The organism is Paenibacillus thiaminolyticus, from assembly GCF_003591545.1.
GTDB classification, from domain to species: domain Bacteria; phylum Bacillota; class Bacilli; order Paenibacillales; family Paenibacillaceae; genus Paenibacillus_B; species Paenibacillus_B thiaminolyticus_A.
In genome coordinates this window covers 1-17509 of sequence record NZ_QYZD01000005.1, presented here as the reverse complement: position 1 = coordinate 17509, position 17509 = coordinate 1, and the positions used below count along the sequence as shown (strand labels likewise).

Sequence of the window (17509 nt, the reverse complement as noted above, 5' to 3'; positions counted from 1 at the left end):
GGGTTGCATATGCTCCGCAAAAATCAAAATTTTCTGTCGAAGTTGTACATGATTTTCGACGTCCTAATTATCGCGTTAGCATTTGGGATGGCATGGTGGATAAAGTTTATAAGCGGATGGCTGGAAAACGACAGCGCTCTTCCCTATTCTACATATGTCGCTTGGGGCGGGATCTATGCGGTGATTGTGATTCTAGTCGGCGCGATGTCTTCCTTGTATCATTTTCATCGGAAAAAGCGGTTCGCTGATCAGCTTCTCCGCATTATCCAAACGCATGCTATCAGTTTATTTATATTGCTTGGCCTGTTGTTCTTTTTTAAGCAGGTCCACATATCACGCGAATTTCTGGCCATCTTTATTACGGCGGCCACAATGGGAACTGTTATTTATCGGTACACGGTCAAGGTGATGCTGCGTTCCTTGCGGCAGAAGGGATACAACAAGCAGTTTATCGTTATTTTGGGAGCGGGCTCTTTAGGCAAGCGGTTTTATGAAAATTTGCGAAATCACCCGGATATGGGGTATGAGGTTATCGGTTTCTTAGATGATCAGGCAGAGTGGGATGCTCTGGAGAAAAAGCGCTATAAGCCCATCCTCGGCACCCTCAACGACCTGGATCAGCTTCTCAATGACAAACTGGTCGACGAAGTCATCATCGCGCTTCCGCTGGACGCGCATCATAAGTTCCCTGACATCATCGCGGCTTGTGAAAAGGCGGGGGTGCGGACGCTCATCATACCGGACTTCTTCGATTATCTGCCATCCCGGCCATACTTCGACAACTTTGCGGGTATGCCAATGATCAACGTTCGCGATATTCCGCTAGATGTGCTTCGCAACCGGGTGTTCAAGCGCGGCTTCGATATCGCGTTCTCGCTTGTCGCGATTCTCATTACTTCGCCGGTCATGCTGCTTATCGCCTTGGTCATTAAGCTGACTTCGCCGGGGCCGATTCTGTTCAAGCAGGAGCGGGTCGGTCTGAACCGCCGCACCTTCCATATGTACAAGTTCCGCTCGATGAAGGTGAGTACGGATGCCGTATCGGATATGGTATGGACGACGGAAAATGATCCGCGGAAGACGAAGTTCGGGAGTTTCCTGCGCAAGACGAGTCTCGATGAGCTGCCGCAATTTTTCAATGTGCTGCTGGGCCATATGAGTGTCGTCGGCCCGCGTCCGGAACGGCCCTTCTTCGTGGAACAATTCAAGGAAGAGATTCCGAGGTACATGGTCAAGCATCATGTCCGTCCCGGCATTACCGGCTGGGCGCAGAGCAACGGCCTGCGCGGCGACACGTCGATCGAGGAACGCATCCGTTATGATATCTTCTACATCGAGAACTGGTCTTTATTATTCGATATTAAAATCATCTGGAAGACGATTTGGAACGGATTCGTTAATAAAAATGCATACTGAATCACATTCCAAAATATGGGTGATGATGTAGGTATGCAAACATAGTAAACTTGGTAGAAAAGGTCTTTTTATCTGAGGATAGAAGGACCTTTTTTTGGCTCGGGTAATGATTTGGAGATCAATGAATGTGGTCATGCAGCATAGAGGAGAAAGAATAGATATGTCACGGAAGAAATCACGCAGCAAACACAAATCCAGGAAAAAGCGCGGCATTAAATGGGCCGAATGCGAGCCGTTGCAACTTGATCAAGATGAGAACTTTTACCTCATCGTCGGATACACCGCCGGCGGGGCGCCTTACGGCATCACATGGGAAGAACATGAGGCGGAGCTTGAGGAGACGCGCAAGCGGAATAATATAATTAGTAACGAAGAGGCAGGGCCGATACCTATCATTGAGATGCGAGTGACGCAGCGGCAGTGGGATGAACTTGTGGCGACTCACGACATACAAATGGACGAGATGTCATATTTCCTGAATGTGGAGACAGGCGAAATCGCGATGTTATCGGATGATGATCCCCGGGAGGAAGACGAGGAGCTTAGGCTAGAAATTGCTGAAGGGTTCAATGAGATTTATTACCGTGTTCCGCATCTCGACTTGGACGAAAGGTATAACCAGATGTGCCAATTCACCTTGACGGTACCGAGCGGGAAGCTTCGGACGAAGCTGGAGCAAGCCCTGAGTGCAGAGCATAAGGTATTGCGCAAGTTCAAATATGCGCTGGCCACGGATGAGTCTGAGCTGGGACGGTACTATGCTTTCGTGGAAGCAGCCGGCCGTGAACGGGTGCAGGAATGGCTTGAATCCATCGGAGTGAGGGCAGTTGTCGTTCGTTGACATAGATTGAGATTGGAGCATGTTATGATGATGGGCGAGTTGAGGCGGATAGGATCGAGGCAAGAGAGAATGGGGGGAAGATGGCAATGCCGGCATTTACGTTGACAGATGTGAAATCATTCTGCGGCTCTACTTCCTATAAGCGTGGGGAAGATTATTACCGCCTGGGCAAGGTGTCACGCTTGAAGAAGTCTGCAGATGGATGTAGCTATACTGCGCGCGTGAAGGGAAGCAGCAGCTACTCGGTTGAGGTAGAGATATGGCCTGACGGGGAGATCAGCACCTATTGCGATTGTCCCGCCTTCTATTCCTATGATAATGATTGCAAGCATATTGCGGCAGTGCTTATCGCGATGCATGATCAGGAGAGCGGTAGAGAAGCTCTGGACGTTGCAGGAAGCCGCAGTACAGGACCGGCTTGGCTCAACACACATCGCCCTGCGGACAACCGGGATCCGATGCTGACGATGGCGGAGCAAGAAGCGGTGAAGTATCGGCCAGCTGGCGATCTCATTGCTCATTACAAGATGAATCAGGCTATCGGCATGGGGGAGAGTTCGCTCGACAGCTCCAGTATGGGACAGGGCCTAGAGAGGTTAAAGTTCGAATACACATTCCGCGTCGTGACCAACCGATTTTTCAAAAATCCCAGTGTGATGATCGAATTGCGGACCGGCGTGAAGCGGCTGTATGTCGTTCAGAAGGTGAAATCCTTCCTGCAAAGTGTAGAACTGGCCAAGCCTCATTCGTTCACGGCGCTGTTCACGTATGATCCGATGCGGCACGAGATCGGAGAGCACGATCGGGCGATGCTGGATCTGCTTATTCAGATGAAGCATAATGATGAAGCCTACCGGGAGTATTATTCCGATCTGGCAGGGTATTTGCCTGTGACGGATAGGAAAGACATGTTCGTTGATCCGAGGCAATGGGCGGACATGCTGCGGCTGCTGCCGGATATCGATGCGAGACTGGAAGGATTGGGGGAATCGGGAACCCGGATGGAACTTGGGGAGGGCAAGCTTCCTCTCCAGTTCCATATTACCCGGAAGAAGGGGGCGAACTATCAGTTAGACGTAGGGGAGCTGGCGAATGTAACGGTATTGCCGTCTTATCGTTGCGCGATGATGAACGGCATGTTGTACCCGCTTGATCCGCAAGAGATCCACAAGCTTAACGATCTGTTGACTCATATGTCTGTGATTCAGTCAAACGGCAAGCTGGACATGTCGGAGGATCAGTTGAACGGCTTCGTACAGCATGTGCTGCCCCCGCTGCGCGAACTGGGCCAGGTGAACATTGCCAAGCCGCTTCGTGAACGGATCCGGGAACCGGAACTGCAGATTCAACTGTATGTGGATTATGCCGACGGCATCTTGACCGCCCGGGCACTATTCCGGTACGGGGATATTGAGATTCAGCCGCTTGAGGAACGACAGGATGCCCCGGCGGAGCAAGACTGTATTCTGATTCGTGACGCTGCCCGCGAAGGGAAGGTCCTGCAGCGGCTTGAGGCGGCTGGGCTCCGGCCTAACGGGCAGCGGTGGCTGTCCGAGACGGAGGATGAGCAGTATGAAGTGCTGTATCATTTGCTGCCTGAACTGGAAAAGGAAGAGGGAGCCGAGATCTATCTGTCGCAGACGCTGCAGAATATCGTTCGCCATCGCAAGCGTCAGCCGAAGGTGCGCGCCGATCTGGCAGCGGATATGAACTGGTTGGAGATATCCTTCGAACTGGAACGAATCGAGGAGCGCGAGCTGCTGCACATTATGCGGAGCATCGTCGAGAAGAAGAAATATTTCCGGCTGCGCGACGGCTCCTTCCTGTCGCTGGAAGAGGAGGAGTATCAAGGCTTCGCTGAAATGATGGAAAGCCTTGGCATGGGCGCGGCCGACCTTCGCGGCAACCGCATCCAGCTTCCCGCTGTACGAGCGCTACAGCTGCCGGAGCGTGCGGCCGTATCCGGAAACATTCGATTTGGCCGTGATTTGCGTCAATTCGTGAAGCGGTTCAATGACTTGGATGAACTTGATTATGAGGTGCCGGACGGGCTTCAGGCCCAGCTGCGAGATTATCAGGCACAAGGCTTCCACTGGCTCAAAATGCTCGCATCCTATCGGTTCGGCGGTATCCTGGCCGACGATATGGGCCTTGGCAAAACGGTGCAAAGCATCGCTTATATCCTGTCGGAACGGGAACAGGAACAGGCAGAAGAGAAGCTGCCCGTTCTCATCGTGTCGCCCTCTTCGTTAACCTACAATTGGGCGCAGGAATGCGCCCGGTTCGCTCCTCAGCTGCGCGTACTCGTGGTTGCAGGGCAGAAGAAAGAACGTGCCGCGCTATGGGCGGAGATGGAGGAGGCGGATGTCATTGTGACCTCCTATCCGCTGCTCCGAAGGGATATCGAGTTCTATGCGGAGCAGCCGTTCCACACCCTGATTCTCGACGAGGCGCAAGCGATTAAGAATGCTTCGTCCCAGACGGCGCAGGCGGTATCCGAGATTAACGCTTCACGGCGCTTCGCGCTTACAGGCACGCCGATCGAGAATTCGCTGGACGAGCTATGGTCGATTTTCAACGCGGTCTTTCCCGGCCTGTTTACGAATCATAAGGCGTTCCGTGATCTGCCTGCGGAGCGGATCGCTCGTATCGTTCGTCCGTTTATTTTACGCCGGTTGAAGAAGGATGTCTTGACCGAATTGCCTGACAAGATCGAATCGGTGCAGTACCCGGAGCTGGCGAGGGAGCAGAAGAAGCTGTACGCTGCTTATCTGGCCAAGCTGCAGCACACGACGGCCCAAGATCTGAAGGCGGAAGGCTTCCAGAAGAGCCGGATGAAAATATTAGCCGGCATTACCCGCTTGCGCCAACTGTGCTGTCATCCTGCTTTGTTCGTGGAAGGGTACAGCGGTCCTTCGGGCAAGCTGCAGCATCTGCTGGAGCAAGTTGAGGAATTAACCGCGTCCGGCCGGAGAGTGCTGATCTTTTCCCAGTATTCCAGTATGCTTCAATTGATTCGGGAACAGCTGGAGTTCGCCGGAAGGACTCTCTTCTACCTGGATGGACGGACACCGGCCCAAGAGCGCGTGGATATGTGCCACCGTTATAATGCGGGAGAAGCGGAGCTGTTCCTGATCTCGCTGAAGGCGGGAGGTTCCGGTTTGAACTTGACGGGGGCGGACACGGTCATCCTATATGACCTGTGGTGGAACCCCGCCGTGGAGGAACAAGCGATCGGACGAGCACACCGCATGGGGCAGAAGCGAGTCGTTCAAGTGATCCGTCTGGTGGCCGAAGGAACGATTGAAGAGAAAATATTAGAGCTGCAGCAGCGCAAGCGCGATCTTATTGACGAAGTGATCGACGCGGAAGGAAGCGCCTCGTCCGCCTTGACGGAAGAGGATATTCGCGAGTTGCTGAGCGTCACGTGACTAACAATAAGGAACAGCATCCACCTCGTCTCCTGCCGGACCGATCCTGTAGGGGGCGAGTTTTTGTATTTTACGTATATCCCCCAGCAAGTTCCGTCCACAATGAGGATATACGTAATATATGGAGGAGTGGGCGAAATGAACCATCGGGACAAGAGCAACGATGCCGACGATCTGGCAACCGGCCGCGGTTGGGTGATTGCACTGCTGCTGGGCGTGGCGCTATGGATTATCATCATTAGTATCGTATACGAAGCATGGTTCGGCTAATTCTCATAACATACACATCCAGTCTCCAAAGTCCCGCCTCGCTGGGTGCCCAGACACGCACCCTCAGCCCCCGCCAACTTACCCGTGACTTCCCCCCTCATTTTGATTACAATAGTAAAATAAGAACATACATTCTACTTAGCCGCATCTCTACTCATTGACACCTCCTGACTGCATTCGTAGACTGAATTTGATACACTAGGAAGAGCAGTTTAACATTTCCCGAAAGAAGTCTCTCACTTCAAAATCTTGCGAAGCTTGATGAAAGTGGGGATGATTTCGGTAGGCGAAGCCTAAAATAGTTTCTTTCCTCAACTCTTTGATATAATCAGTCTTGGATAAAAAGGCTGATGTAATATGATTTAGATAACAATAATCATTTAATATTCTTGTCGAAATTCAGGGAATGATAGTGAGGTGAAAGGATGTGGCAAACAAAGCATACAAGTTCCGTCTGTATCCAACCAAAGAACAAGAGCAGCTTCTTGCGAAAACCTTCGGGTGTGTTCGTTTTGTCTACAACCAAATGCTGGCTGAACGCAAAGAAACGTATGAGCTATACAAGGATAACAAAGCAGCGTTGAAGAAACAAAAACTTCCTACTCCTGCAAAGTACAAAAATGAGTTCCCTTGGCTCAAAGAAGTAGACAGCCTTGCCTTGGCCAATGCTCAGCTTAACTTGCAAAAGGCATACCAAAACTTTTTCGCCGGTCGCACTGAGTTTCCGAAATTCAAAAGCCGTAAGGCAAGACAGTCCTATACAACCAATGTAGTGAACGGAAACATCAAGCTCTTGGATGGCTATATCCAATTACCCAAACTCAAGCTCGTGAAAATAAAGCAGCATCGAGTAATTCCATCGCATCATATCATCAAATCGTGTACCGTGTCCCGAACCAAAACAGGAAAATACGACATTTCCATTCTCACGGAATATGAGCATCAACCTGCCCCAAAAGAAGTGCAAACAGTCGTAGGCTTGGATTTTTCGATGAAGGGCTTATTTGTCGATAGCGAAGAAGGTAAGACAGCCAATTACCCTCGTTTCTATCATCAAACCTTAGAAAAGGTAGCCAAAGAACAACGCATTTTGTCACGCAGGAAAAAAGGTTCCTCTCGTTGGCAGAAGCAACGTTTGAAGGTGGCGAAGCTGCACGAAAGGATTGCCAACCAGCGAAAAGACTTTCTGCACAAGAAATCGCACCAATTGGCGAAACGGTATGATTGCGTGGTGATCGAAGACCTCAACATGAAGGGAATGTCCCAAACCCTCCATTTCGGCAAAAGTGTTGCTGACAATGCCTGGGGCATGTTCACGGCATTCCTCCGGTACAAGCTGGATGAGCAAGGAAAGAAGCTGATCCAAATCGATCGGTGGTTTCCATCCTCCAAGACTTGTTCCCGTTGCGGTCAAGTGAAGGAGTCGCTTTCCCTTTCAGAACGTACATTCTGCTGTCCATGCGGCTTTGTTGCCGATCGAGACTGGAATGCTTCGATCAACATCAAAAACGAAGGACTGCGAATGTTAGCATAATCGTATAGAGCATGGAACAGGCTCAATAGCTAAGTCAATTCGTACCAGCAGGTACGACTACCTTAGAAGCCCCCACCTCCAAGCGTAGCGTAGGTGGAGGGTAGTTCACTCGAAGCTTGGAGGACAACATCGTGCATACCCCTGTGATTGCAATCGAAGCGTGGCGACACGTGTTCAAATTAGACCCCGACAAAGATATCAGCGACGACGATCTGGACCGAATCTGCCTGTCCGGAACGGACGCGATCGTGGTAGGCGGATCGAGCGGCGTGACGTTCGAGAATACGGTGGAGCTGATGTCGCGCATTCGGCGCTATGAGCTGCCGGCCGCGCTGGAGGTGTCGAATCTGGATTCCGTCGTGCCCGGATTCGATGCGTATTTGATCCCAATGGTGCTGAACACGCCGAATCCGGACTGGATGATCGGCCAGCATCAGCGTGCGATTCAGCAGTACGGCTATATGATTCCGTGGGAGCTGCTCATCCCGGAAGGCTACATTATATTGAACCCCGAGGCGACCGCGGCCAAGCTGACGGAAGCGGAGACTGGGCTAACGGCGGCGGAAGCGGGGGCATATGCGCAGGTGGCGGACAAGTTGATGCGGCTGCCGGTTGTCTATGTGGAATACAGCGGGATGTATGGCGATATGGAATTGGTTCATCATGTGCGAAAAAGCCTAAGCCACGCCCAACTGTTCTACGGGGGCGGCATTCGTACGGAGGAGGAGGCCCGTGAGGCTGCGGAAGCGGCGGATACGGTCGTGGTCGGCAACATTGTGTACGAAGACATGGAAGCCGCGCTGCGGACGGTCGAGGCCGTCCGGCTTACACCATAAGGCGAGCGTCCTTCCTTCCAACCCACATTACTAATGACATCATGTAATGATAGACAGCATATACAGCCGGTGCTTAGGGGCACCGGCATCCGGCCGCCAACGCTAAGCAATCCTAGCAGGCGGTTAGACAGTAAGGATGAAAGGAGCACTTCCTCATGTTTGAATTTCTAGAATCGTCCCACCCCGGAGTAGATCTCCATGAATCGATAGCGAGACTGAATCCGGAGCAGCGCCGTGCCGTCGAATCGATGGACGGCCCGCTGCTCGTTATGGCCGGCGCCGGATCCGGCAAGACGCGGGTGCTGACGCACCGCATCGCTTATCTCATCTCGCAGCGCAAAGCTCCGCCTTGGGCCATTCTCGCGATTACGTTCACGAACAAGGCGGCCCGCGAGATGCAGGAGCGGGTCGCGAAGCTCGTCGGCTCAGAGGGCCGCGACATCTGGGTATCGACGTTCCACTCCATGTGCGTGCGCATTCTGCGCCGGGATATCGAGCGCATCGGTTTCACGTCGAACTTCACCATCCTGGACTCGACTGACCAGCTCTCGGTCATCCGGGGCTGCATGAAGGACTTGAACCTCGATACCAAAAAATTCGATCCCCGCGCTATCCAGGCCGCCATCAGCAGCGCGAAGAACGAGCTGCTCTCGCCGAAGCGGTTCGAGCAGAACATCGGCGACTACTTCCAGGGCGTGGTGGCGAAGGTTTATACGAAATACCAGCAGCGGCTCAAGAGCAACAACGCGCTTGACTTCGACGATCTCATCATGACGACGATCGAGCTGTTCAAGGCAGAGCCTGAGGTGCTCGATTTTTATCAGAACAAATTCAAATATATTCATGTCGACGAGTACCAGGATACGAACCGGGCGCAATACATGCTGTGCCGCATGCTGGCGGACAAGCATCATAATATTTGCGTCGTGGGGGACAGCGACCAGTCGATTTACCGTTGGCGCGGCGCCGACATTACGAATATTTTGAACTTCGAGGAGGACTATCCGGAAGCGACGGTCATCTTCCTCGAGCAGAATTACCGTTCGACGGCGAATATTTTGAATGCCGCGAACAATGTCATCAACCAGAATACCGGCCGTAAACCGAAAAAGCTGTGGACCGATCAAGGGGAAGGGCAGCCGATCAAGGTCTACCAGGCTGATTCGGAGCATGACGAAGGCTACTTCGTCACTGGCGAGATCAATAAGAATAAAGCGAACGGGAAATCCTACAGCAAACATGCCATTTTATACCGGACGAACGCGCAGTCTCGGGTAATTGAGGAAATTCTGATCAAATCCGATATTCCGTATCAGATCGTCGGCGGCATCAAGTTCTACGACCGCAAAGAGATCAAAGACATTCTAGGCTACCTGCGCCTTATCTCGAATCCGGATGACGATATCAGCTTGGAGCGCGTTATTAACGTGCCGAAGCGGGGCATCGGCGCGACGACGATGGCCAAGCTGGCGGAAGCGGCGGCCGAGCGGGGGACGTCGATGATGAAGGTGCTCGACAATATGGACGGGCTCGACATCTCGGCGAAGACGAAGGGCGCGCTGCGCGAGTTCTACGCCATGATCGACAGCCTTAACCGGATGGTGGATTATTTGTCGGTGACGGAACTGACCGAGAAGATGCTGGAGCTGTCCCAATACCGACTTGAGCTGCAGCGGGAAAATACATTGGAATCGAAAGCCCGTCTCGAGAACATCGACGAGTTCTTGTCGGTCACCCAGGAGTTCGAGCAGCGGAATGAAGACAAGTCGCTCGTCTCCTTCTTGACCGACCTGGCGCTGATCGCGGATATCGACTCGATGAACGACGAGCCGGAGGAGCAGGACGATGCAGTCATTCTCATGACGATGCACAGCGCCAAGGGGTTGGAGTTCCCGTACGTATTCATCATCGGGATGGAGGAAGGCGTCTTCCCGCACAGCCGGGCCTTCAGCGACAACGAGGAGCTTGAAGAGGAGCGGCGTCTGGCGTATGTCGGCATTACGCGGGCCGAGGAGCAGCTCTACTTGACCTGTGCCCGTTCGCGCACGCTCTTCGGACGGACGAATGCGAATCCGCCGTCCCGGTTCCTGCGGGAGATTCCGGACGAGCTGAAGGAGGATGTGTCGCCGTCAGGCGCGCGCTACGAGCGCTACGAGCGCTATGGCCGCAGCAATTCCGCGGCTTCCTACGGCGGGCGCGGACTCGGCTATAGCGGCCCTGCCAGTGGCGCATCCACAGGCGGCTTCGGCAGCCGTACAGGCGATGCGAGCGGTCAGCGCACAACAGCGGCTTCGTCCAAGCAGGGCGGAGTGACGGTGACCTCTGCGCTCGACAAGGCGAAGCAGAATGGCGATTCGTCCTCTTATCAGGCCGGAGACAAGGTCGCGCACGCGAAGTGGGGCACCGGCGTCATCGTATCCGTCAAAGGAACAGGCACGGACATGGAGCTGCAGATCGCTTTCCCGGCTCCGGTCGGCGTCAAGCGCCTGTTGGCCGCATTCGCCCCGGTGACCAAGGTATAACGAGACACCGGGCGCTTGCCCGGTTAGAACTTGCTTTTATAACAACCTCATAACGATTAGGAGATAGAAAGGAGTACCTCCGTGACGAACGCACAATCTCGAATGGAACAACTCGTGGCGGAATTGAACCGGTACAATTACCATTACTATACGCTCGACAATCCGGTGATCAGCGACAAGGAATATGATGCCCTGTATGACGAATTGGCCGCACTGGAAAAAGAAGCAGGCACCATCCTTCCCGATTCGCCAACCCAGCGCGTGGGCGGGGAGCTGCTGAAGGGCTTCGCGCCGCATCGCCATCTGGCACGGCTATGGAGTCTGGACAAGGCCCAGTCGGCCGATGATCTCCACACCTGGCATCAACGCGTGCTGCGCCTGATTCAGGATTACAACACCAAGAATCCGGATCGGGAGCCGCTGCCGGATCCCGCTTATGTCGTCGAGTTGAAGTACGACGGGCTGACGCTCAACCTGACGTATACGGATGGCAAGCTGGTCCAGGCGGCGACGCGGGGCAACGGCACCGTCGGCGAGTCGATTCTGCCGCAAGTCAAGACAATCCGTTCCATTCCGTTGACCATTCCTTACAAGGAAGGGACGATAGAGGTACAGGGCGAGGGGATTATGAACCTGTCCGTGCTAGAGGCGTACAACAAGACCGCCGCCGAGCCGCTCAAAAATGCGCGCAACGCCGCGGCCGGCGCGCTTCGCAACCTGAATCCGCAAGTCACAGCGCAGCGGAAGCTGAACGCGTTCTTCTATAATATCGGTTACGCGGATCAACTGGCCTTCCAGACCCATCAGGAGATGATGGCGTTCTTGAAGGACAATCATTTCAAGGTTAATCCGTATATCTCCTACTTCGATTCGATTGAAGCGGTGCATGCCGAGCTGGAGCAAATCCAGGAACGGCGCCTGACGCTTGATTACCTTATCGACGGGGCGGTCGTCAAGATTACCGATATGCGTACCCGGGAGGCTTTGGGCTACACCGACAAGTTCCCGCGCTGGGCCATCGCCTTCAAATTCGAGGCGGAGGAGACAACAACCGTGCTTGAAGAGGTCAACTGGGAAGTCGGCCGCACGGGGAAGATCACTCCGGTCGCGCGCGTCGAGCCAGTGGAGCTGGCCGGAGTGACCGTCCAGAACTGCACCTTGAACAACGTTGGGGACATCGAGCGCAAAAATTTGAAGTATGCCCTTGGCTCGCGCGTCTTTATCCGCCGTTCCAACGACGTCATCCCCGAGATTCTCGGCAAAGTGACGGAGGAGCAGGATGGGGAAGAGATCGTGTACCCAACGCATTGCCCGTCCTGCGGATCGGAGCTGGAGATGCGCGGGGCCCATCTGTTCTGCAACAACAAGCTGAACTGCAGGCCGCAGATTGTCGGGCGGATCGTCCACTTCGCGTCCCGGGATGCGATGGACATCGAGACGTTCAGCATCATGACGGCCGAGCAGATTTACAATGAGCTGGACGTTCATGATCCGTCGGATCTGTACACGTTGACGTTCGATCAACTCGTCGGCCTGAACCGGTTCGGAGAGAAAAAGGCCAATAATTTGCTCCAGGCGATCGAAGCGAGCAAGACGCGCGACCTGTCTGCGTTTCTGTTCGCCCTCGGCATTCCGAATACGGGGAAGACGACAACCCGAGCGCTTGCGGAGCATTTCGGCACGCTGGAGGGCGTCATGAATGCCACGCAGGAGGAGCTCATCTCCGTTCCGGATGTCGGAGACATCGTCGCGGACAGCATCGTCTCGTTCTTCGAGGATGAAGTGAACAAGACGAGCGTGAAGCGCCTGCTTGAATTCGGTGTGCGCCCGCAGCCGATCGAGAAGCCGAGGCCGGTCAGTACGGATTCCTTCTTCTACGGCAAGACAGTCGTCTTGACCGGAACGCTGCATCTCATGACGCGGGAAGAAGCGACGGCGAAGCTGGAAGTGTGCGGCGCCAAAGTAACCGGGAGCGTGTCCAAGAAGACGGATCTCGTCGTCGCCGGCGAGAAGGCCGGCAGCAAGCTCGCCAAGGCCGAGCAGTTGGGCATCCCCGTCATTACCGACGAGAATGAGCTGGTCCGTCTCCTGCAAGAGGCAATGCCTGCGGAATAACGACGACACAAGCTATACGGCAAGCCCCTTTTCCATTCAGGAAGAGGGGCTTTTTAATATGAAAAGACGCATTTACACGAATAACAGATTTATGTAATCATGAGATAAGGAACCATTGAATCAAGATTGTTCCTGGATGCAACGGCAATGCAGAAGCGGAGGTGGTCATTCCAGCACCAGCCAGCTAAGGCGGCATATCACCCTAGAACGGCATAATCGACTTCACGGCTTAAACAAAAGAAACGGATGCACCACGCATGAAATCGCTCCAGGCGGAACTTCACCTTTTTAATCATGATAGACAGGGAAGAACCGCGCTGAGAGCAAGCCAGATGTCCATTACAGGTGAAGAGGTGTACATAGTGATGACAATGAATCGGTTCATGAAGAAGCTATTCTCTATGTTCTTGGCGCTAGCCCTGATCGTTGGCTATACGGCGGCCTACCCCGAGCCCGCAGACGCCGCGGCGTCGGGACAATCATTAGGCCCGGTGACATCGAAGGATGTCATTTATCAGATCTTGACGGATCGCTTCTATGACGGAGATTCCCGCGAACAATATTCCCCCGGGGACGCCTCCGGAGCTGTTCAACGATGATAACGGGGATGGACGCGGCGACGGAAACGATCTGAACAAATATCAAGGCGGCGATTGGAAAGGCATTCAGGAGAAAATCCCGTACCTCAAAAATATGGGCATTACGGCCGTATGGATCTCCGCCCCGTACGAGAACCGGGAGAACCTGATCGCCGGCATGTACGCGTCCTATCATGGCTATCATGCGCGCAATTACTTCGCTACCAACCCTCATTTCGGGAAAATGCAGGACTTTACGGCGCTGGTCGATTCGCTCCATGACAACGGGATCAAGGTGGTTATCGATTTCGTGACCAACCATTCTGGTCCGCGGCCGGACGGCGACGGCGTGCTGTATGAACCGGATCGCGACAGCTCCGGCCAGTATGTGTTCGACCCGGACGGCAACCCAATCGATTACAACGGTGACGGCAAGGTGGAGAACCAAATCGCCGACATCCTCAACGATACGAACGGCTTTTTCCATCATGAAGGGAACCGGCCGGACAGCGACACATCCAAATTCGGGTACCGGCATAAGGAATTGGCCTCGCTCGCCGACTTTTCCCAGGAGAACGGCGTCGTCATCGAGCATTTGGAGAAGGCGGGCAAGTTCTGGAAGGCGAAGGGCATTGACGGCTTCCGCCATGATGCCACGCTGCATATGAACCCGGCGTTTGTGAAGGGATTCAAGGATGCGATCGATTCTGCCCCGGGCGGTCCAGTGACCCACTTCGGGGAATTTTTCATCGGCAGGCCTGATCCGAAATATGATGAATACCGGACGTTCCCGGATCGGACAGGCGTCAACAATTTGGACTTCGAATATTACAATGCGAATCGGCAAGCGTTTGGCGATTTCAGCCGAAGCATGACCGATTTCGGACAAATGCTGATGAAGACGAGCGCGGACTATACGGTGGAGAATCAGGCCGTCACGTTTATCGACAATCATGACGTGTCGCGCTTTCGCTATATCCAGCGGAATGACAAGCCCTATCATGCTTCGCTGGCCGTGCTGCTTACCTCGCGCGGAATCCCGAACCTCTATTATGGCACGGAGCAATATGTGAATCCGGGCCATGGCGGGGCGGATGCAGGCCGCTTGTTCTTGCAGACCGCGGCCCCGGCGTTCAGTGATCAGACCGTAGCCTACCGCCTTATCGGCAAGCTGTCGGCCCTCCGGCAGTCCAATGACGCCTTGGCATACGGGACGACCGATATTTTGTACAGCAATGACGATGCGCTCGTCTACAAACGCCAGTTCTTCGACAAACAGGTCATTGTCGCCTTGAACCGGCAACCGGATCGTTCCGTATCCGTCCCGGCCTTGACGACGACCCTTCCGGCCGGGACCTATGCCGATGCCTTGGACGGCTTGCTGTATGGTCGGACAATGTCCGTCGTCAATCAGAACGGAGCACTCCAGATTCCGGCCTTTACGCTCGCTGGCGGCGAGGTCAGCGTCTGGTCGCATAATCCGCCAGCCGATCCAACGGAACCGCATATCGGCGACGTCATCTCGACGATGGGCCGGCCAGGCAACACCGTCTATATTTATGGAACCGGCTTGGACGGTGCGGCAGCGGTCGCGTTCGGTTCTCAGCAGGCTGCGGTCGTATCCGCACAGGATAACCGGATCGCCGCCGTTGTCCCGAATGTGCAGGCCGGCGACTATGCGATTACCGTCACGAAGGGCGGGAAGACGAGCAACCCGTTCCGGTATCAGGTGCTAGGCGGGGATCAGGTGCAGGTCATTTTCCATGTTAATAAGACGGAGCAGCCGGGACAGAATGTCTATGTCGTCGGCGATATTGCTGAACTAGGGGGCTGGGATCCGGACAAAGCGCTCGATTCCTTCATGAATCCGAATTATCCGGAGTGGTTCTTGCCGGTTAGCGTACCGGCCGGGGCGACCTTCCAGTTCAAATTTATCATCAAGGATGCGGCAGGGCATGTCACTTGGGAGGGCGGGGTGAACCGTTCATTTACCGCCACATCGAACCCGACGGGAACAAGCGACACTCCGGTGTACAACTGGCAGCCTTAGACTCGGGTTGGCAACCATGATTGCTGGGGCGGCTTCAATCCTTGGTTTCCGGCAGCGGCATATATATCGTAGTGTGTTTCCATGACGTAATCTCTATCCATCAGCCTTGGTGCGTTCGGAGCACTCCGGACATATCAAGGCTTTTTGGGCTGCATCTAGTCCACTTTCCTTTTTGTAACGTTCTGTTATGATGAGTTCATTTTCTATCCTGACACAAGCGGGAGGGACAGGTGGGCTTGAACAGGCGGCGTTTCCGGCAGCCCGTGGAAAAAGAAGGAGGAACGACATAGCGATGCGGGAAGTGAAGCATGCCCGAGCCCGGTTTTTGCTAATCGGGTTCATTATGGTCAGGATTGCCTCCCTAACATTAAACGTATCCGGTCTGGCGAACGGCCTTCCTGGCCGGGAGAACGATTGGCACAAGTCGCTGAGCAGGACGGCGTGCGTGAAGCGACGACGCTGGCGCAGACGATGCTGACGCTGACCCGGGACGGATCGGAGCGGAAGTCGATGTTGCAGCTGTTCGCCATCGATACGAAGGGAATGCTGATGCCCCGATCATGGAAGGAGCCTCCCCGGCGGTGAACGATGCGCATGAAGTAGTGCTTGACCGGTCGCTGCAAGAAGATGGCGTGAAGCTCGGTGATTCATTGACCATCACAGATACGAAGGCCACCATGAAGGTCGTCGGCTTTGCGGAAGGGGAGACATTCAGTCATACGCCTGTCGTCTACATAGATATGAAGCATATGGTGCGATGATAAACATGTTGGTACGGCCAGCATGCCGTTCGAGCTCGACGGCGGGGTTCTGGCCACGTACTCGGGGCTGTGCGTGCTTGTGTCGATACTCGGAGCCTTGTTATCCTTGCGGCGAATCGCGCAGGGCGACGCCATGGAAAATATCAATAAACAGTATGGCGAAGGAGATACGGCGGCAATGGCTTTGAAAAATGTGTCCCTGCAAGTTAATGAAGGGGAATTTGTCGCCGGCGTCGGCCCGTCCGGCTCAGGGAAGAGCACCTTTTTGTCGATCGCGGGAGTGTTGCTGACTCCGACGAGCGTCCGCATCCTTATCAGCGGCTCCGACATCGCCACTATATCGGCCAGTCTTCTGAATCACGTTCGCCTTGAGCATGTCGGATTCGTGTTTCAATCCTCGAAACTGGTGCCGTATTTGACGGAGCTGGATGCTGATAGGCAATCATGGACAGGGGAAAAGGGAAGCGGAACAAAAGGCAGTTCAGCTCTGAGCGAGGTGGGGCTGGAGCATCGGCTTCATCATTATCCGGACAAGTTCTCCGGCGGGGAGCGCCGGCGGGCGCGATCGCCCGCGCTTTAATGGATGATCCCGGCGTTATTCTGGCCGACGAGCCGACGGCCAGTCTTGATTCGACGCGGAAGAGCCGTCGTGGAGATACTTTGCCTCTGAGGTTCGTTCCCGGCGCATAGCGGCTATCATGGTCACGCACAACGAGCGTGTGCTTGATTAATGCAATCCATCATTACATTAAGGATGGCATGTTGTCTGAAGCGAAGCAGACCAGCGCTTAATGCTGCGGGATATCGACCCCAACTTAACAAATGAGCATGTAGCGGGAGGAAAGGGAGATACGTTTGTTCCTCCGGTGTTTATTTGGAAAATAATACATGTTGCAAAGGGCGTTTCCGATGTGGTACATTATTTCTTGTCGATTCGACGCGAAGCTTGATGAAACATCTCGATGAAAAAAAGATGTTGACAAGACAATGTCGATTTGATAATATAAATAAGCACTGACGCTTTTAAAACGTCGGTCACAAAATGCAAGTGAGTTCCTTGAAAACTGAACAAATGACGAAGCGTATGAGAACTTCGAGTTCTCGTCAGCAATAGAATGAGCAAGTCAAACTTAACTTTTATGGAGAGTTTGATCC

The 17509-nt window shown here is 53.9% G+C and carries 12 protein-coding genes and 1 pseudogene; all 13 read left to right on the top strand.

What is annotated here, in order from left to right; all coding sequences use genetic code 11:
• The first annotated feature begins 9 nt into the window (after positions 1–9).
• The 13 genes and pseudogenes from DQX05_RS07895 to DQX05_RS07850 all read left to right on the top strand — a co-directional run bounded on the left by DQX05_RS07895 (position 10) and on the right by DQX05_RS07850 (position 17085).
• Positions 10–1416 carry an undecaprenyl-phosphate glucose phosphotransferase gene (locus DQX05_RS07895; protein WP_119792442.1) on the top strand — a complete coding sequence of 469 codons (1407 nt, stop codon included), beginning with the start codon at positions 10–12 and terminating at the stop codon, positions 1414–1416.
• A gap of 160 nt (positions 1417–1576) precedes the next feature.
• Positions 1577–2257 carry a UPF0158 family protein gene (locus DQX05_RS07890; protein ID WP_119792440.1) on the top strand — a complete coding sequence of 227 codons (681 nt, stop codon included), beginning with the start codon at positions 1577–1579 and terminating at the stop codon, positions 2255–2257.
• 86 nt (positions 2258–2343) lie between these two features.
• Positions 2344–5688 carry a DEAD/DEAH box helicase gene (locus DQX05_RS07885; RefSeq protein ID WP_119792439.1) on the top strand — a complete coding sequence of 1115 codons (3345 nt, stop codon included), beginning with the start codon at positions 2344–2346 and terminating at the stop codon, positions 5686–5688.
• A 138-nt stretch (positions 5689–5826) separates the two neighbouring features.
• On the top strand, positions 5827–5958 hold the full coding sequence (locus DQX05_RS31865) for a hypothetical protein (protein ID WP_259391857.1): 132 nt from the start codon (positions 5827–5829) through the stop codon (positions 5956–5958).
• A gap of 427 nt (positions 5959–6385) precedes the next feature.
• Positions 6386–7492, top strand: a complete 1107-nt coding sequence (locus DQX05_RS07880) for an RNA-guided endonuclease TnpB family protein (RefSeq protein ID WP_119792437.1) — start codon at positions 6386–6388, stop codon at positions 7490–7492.
• A gap of 131 nt (positions 7493–7623) precedes the next feature.
• Entirely contained in the window at positions 7624–8328 is a 705-nt protein-coding gene (pcrB, locus tag DQX05_RS07875) for a heptaprenylglyceryl phosphate synthase (protein WP_259391856.1), read from the top strand.
• Positions 8329–8483: 155 nt separating this feature from the next.
• Entirely contained in the window at positions 8484–10850 is a 2367-nt protein-coding gene (gene pcrA / locus DQX05_RS07870) for a DNA helicase PcrA (RefSeq protein WP_119792433.1), read from the top strand.
• 102 nt (positions 10851–10952) lie between these two features.
• Positions 10953–12965 carry an NAD-dependent DNA ligase LigA gene (ligA, locus tag DQX05_RS07865; RefSeq protein ID WP_119792431.1) on the top strand — a complete coding sequence of 671 codons (2013 nt, stop codon included), beginning with the start codon at positions 10953–10955 and terminating at the stop codon, positions 12963–12965.
• A 362-nt stretch (positions 12966–13327) separates the two neighbouring features.
• Positions 13328–13564, top strand: coding sequence for a hypothetical protein (locus DQX05_RS31385; RefSeq protein WP_220483166.1), 237 nt, complete (start codon positions 13328–13330; stop codon positions 13562–13564).
• Positions 13503–15593: an alpha-amylase family glycosyl hydrolase gene (locus DQX05_RS07860; protein ID WP_220483165.1), complete on the top strand. Its 2091-nt coding sequence runs from the start codon at positions 13503–13505 to the stop codon at positions 15591–15593. Before DQX05_RS31385 ends, DQX05_RS07860 begins: the two co-directional genes overlap by 62 nt.
• Positions 15594–16007: 414 nt before the next feature.
• Positions 16008–16178, top strand: coding sequence for a hypothetical protein (locus DQX05_RS30620; protein WP_182914668.1), 171 nt, complete (start codon positions 16008–16010; stop codon positions 16176–16178).
• Positions 16175–16354: an ABC transporter permease family protein gene (locus tag DQX05_RS07855; RefSeq protein ID WP_119792429.1), complete on the top strand. Its 180-nt coding sequence runs from the start codon at positions 16175–16177 to the stop codon at positions 16352–16354. The genes DQX05_RS30620 and DQX05_RS07855 overlap by 4 nt, the downstream gene beginning before the upstream one ends.
• Before the next feature lie 133 nt (positions 16355–16487).
• Positions 16488–17085: pseudogene (locus DQX05_RS07850) on the top strand (ABC transporter ATP-binding protein).
• Positions 17086–17509 lie beyond the last annotated feature (424 nt).

Excerpts from the sequence above, each read along its gene's own strand:
- DQX05_RS31865 (WP_259391857.1), top strand. The coding sequence starts at position 5,827 with ATGAACCATCGGGACAAGAGCAACGATGCCGACGATCTGGCAACCGGC.
- ligA (WP_119792431.1), top strand. The coding sequence starts at position 10,953 with ATGGAACAACTCGTGGCGGAATTGAACCGGTACAATTACCATTACTAT.
- DQX05_RS07860 (WP_220483165.1), top strand. The coding sequence starts at position 13,503 with ATGACGGAGATTCCCGCGAACAATATTCCCCCGGGGACGCCTCCGGAG.
- DQX05_RS07885 (WP_119792439.1), top strand. The coding sequence starts at position 2,344 with ATGCCGGCATTTACGTTGACAGATGTGAAATCATTCTGCGGCTCTACT.
- pcrA (WP_119792433.1), top strand. The coding sequence starts at position 8,484 with ATGTTTGAATTTCTAGAATCGTCCCACCCCGGAGTAGATCTCCATGAA.
- DQX05_RS07895 (WP_119792442.1), top strand. The coding sequence starts at position 10 with ATGCTCCGCAAAAATCAAAATTTTCTGTCGAAGTTGTACATGATTTTC.
- DQX05_RS07890 (WP_119792440.1), top strand. The coding sequence starts at position 1,577 with ATGTCACGGAAGAAATCACGCAGCAAACACAAATCCAGGAAAAAGCGC.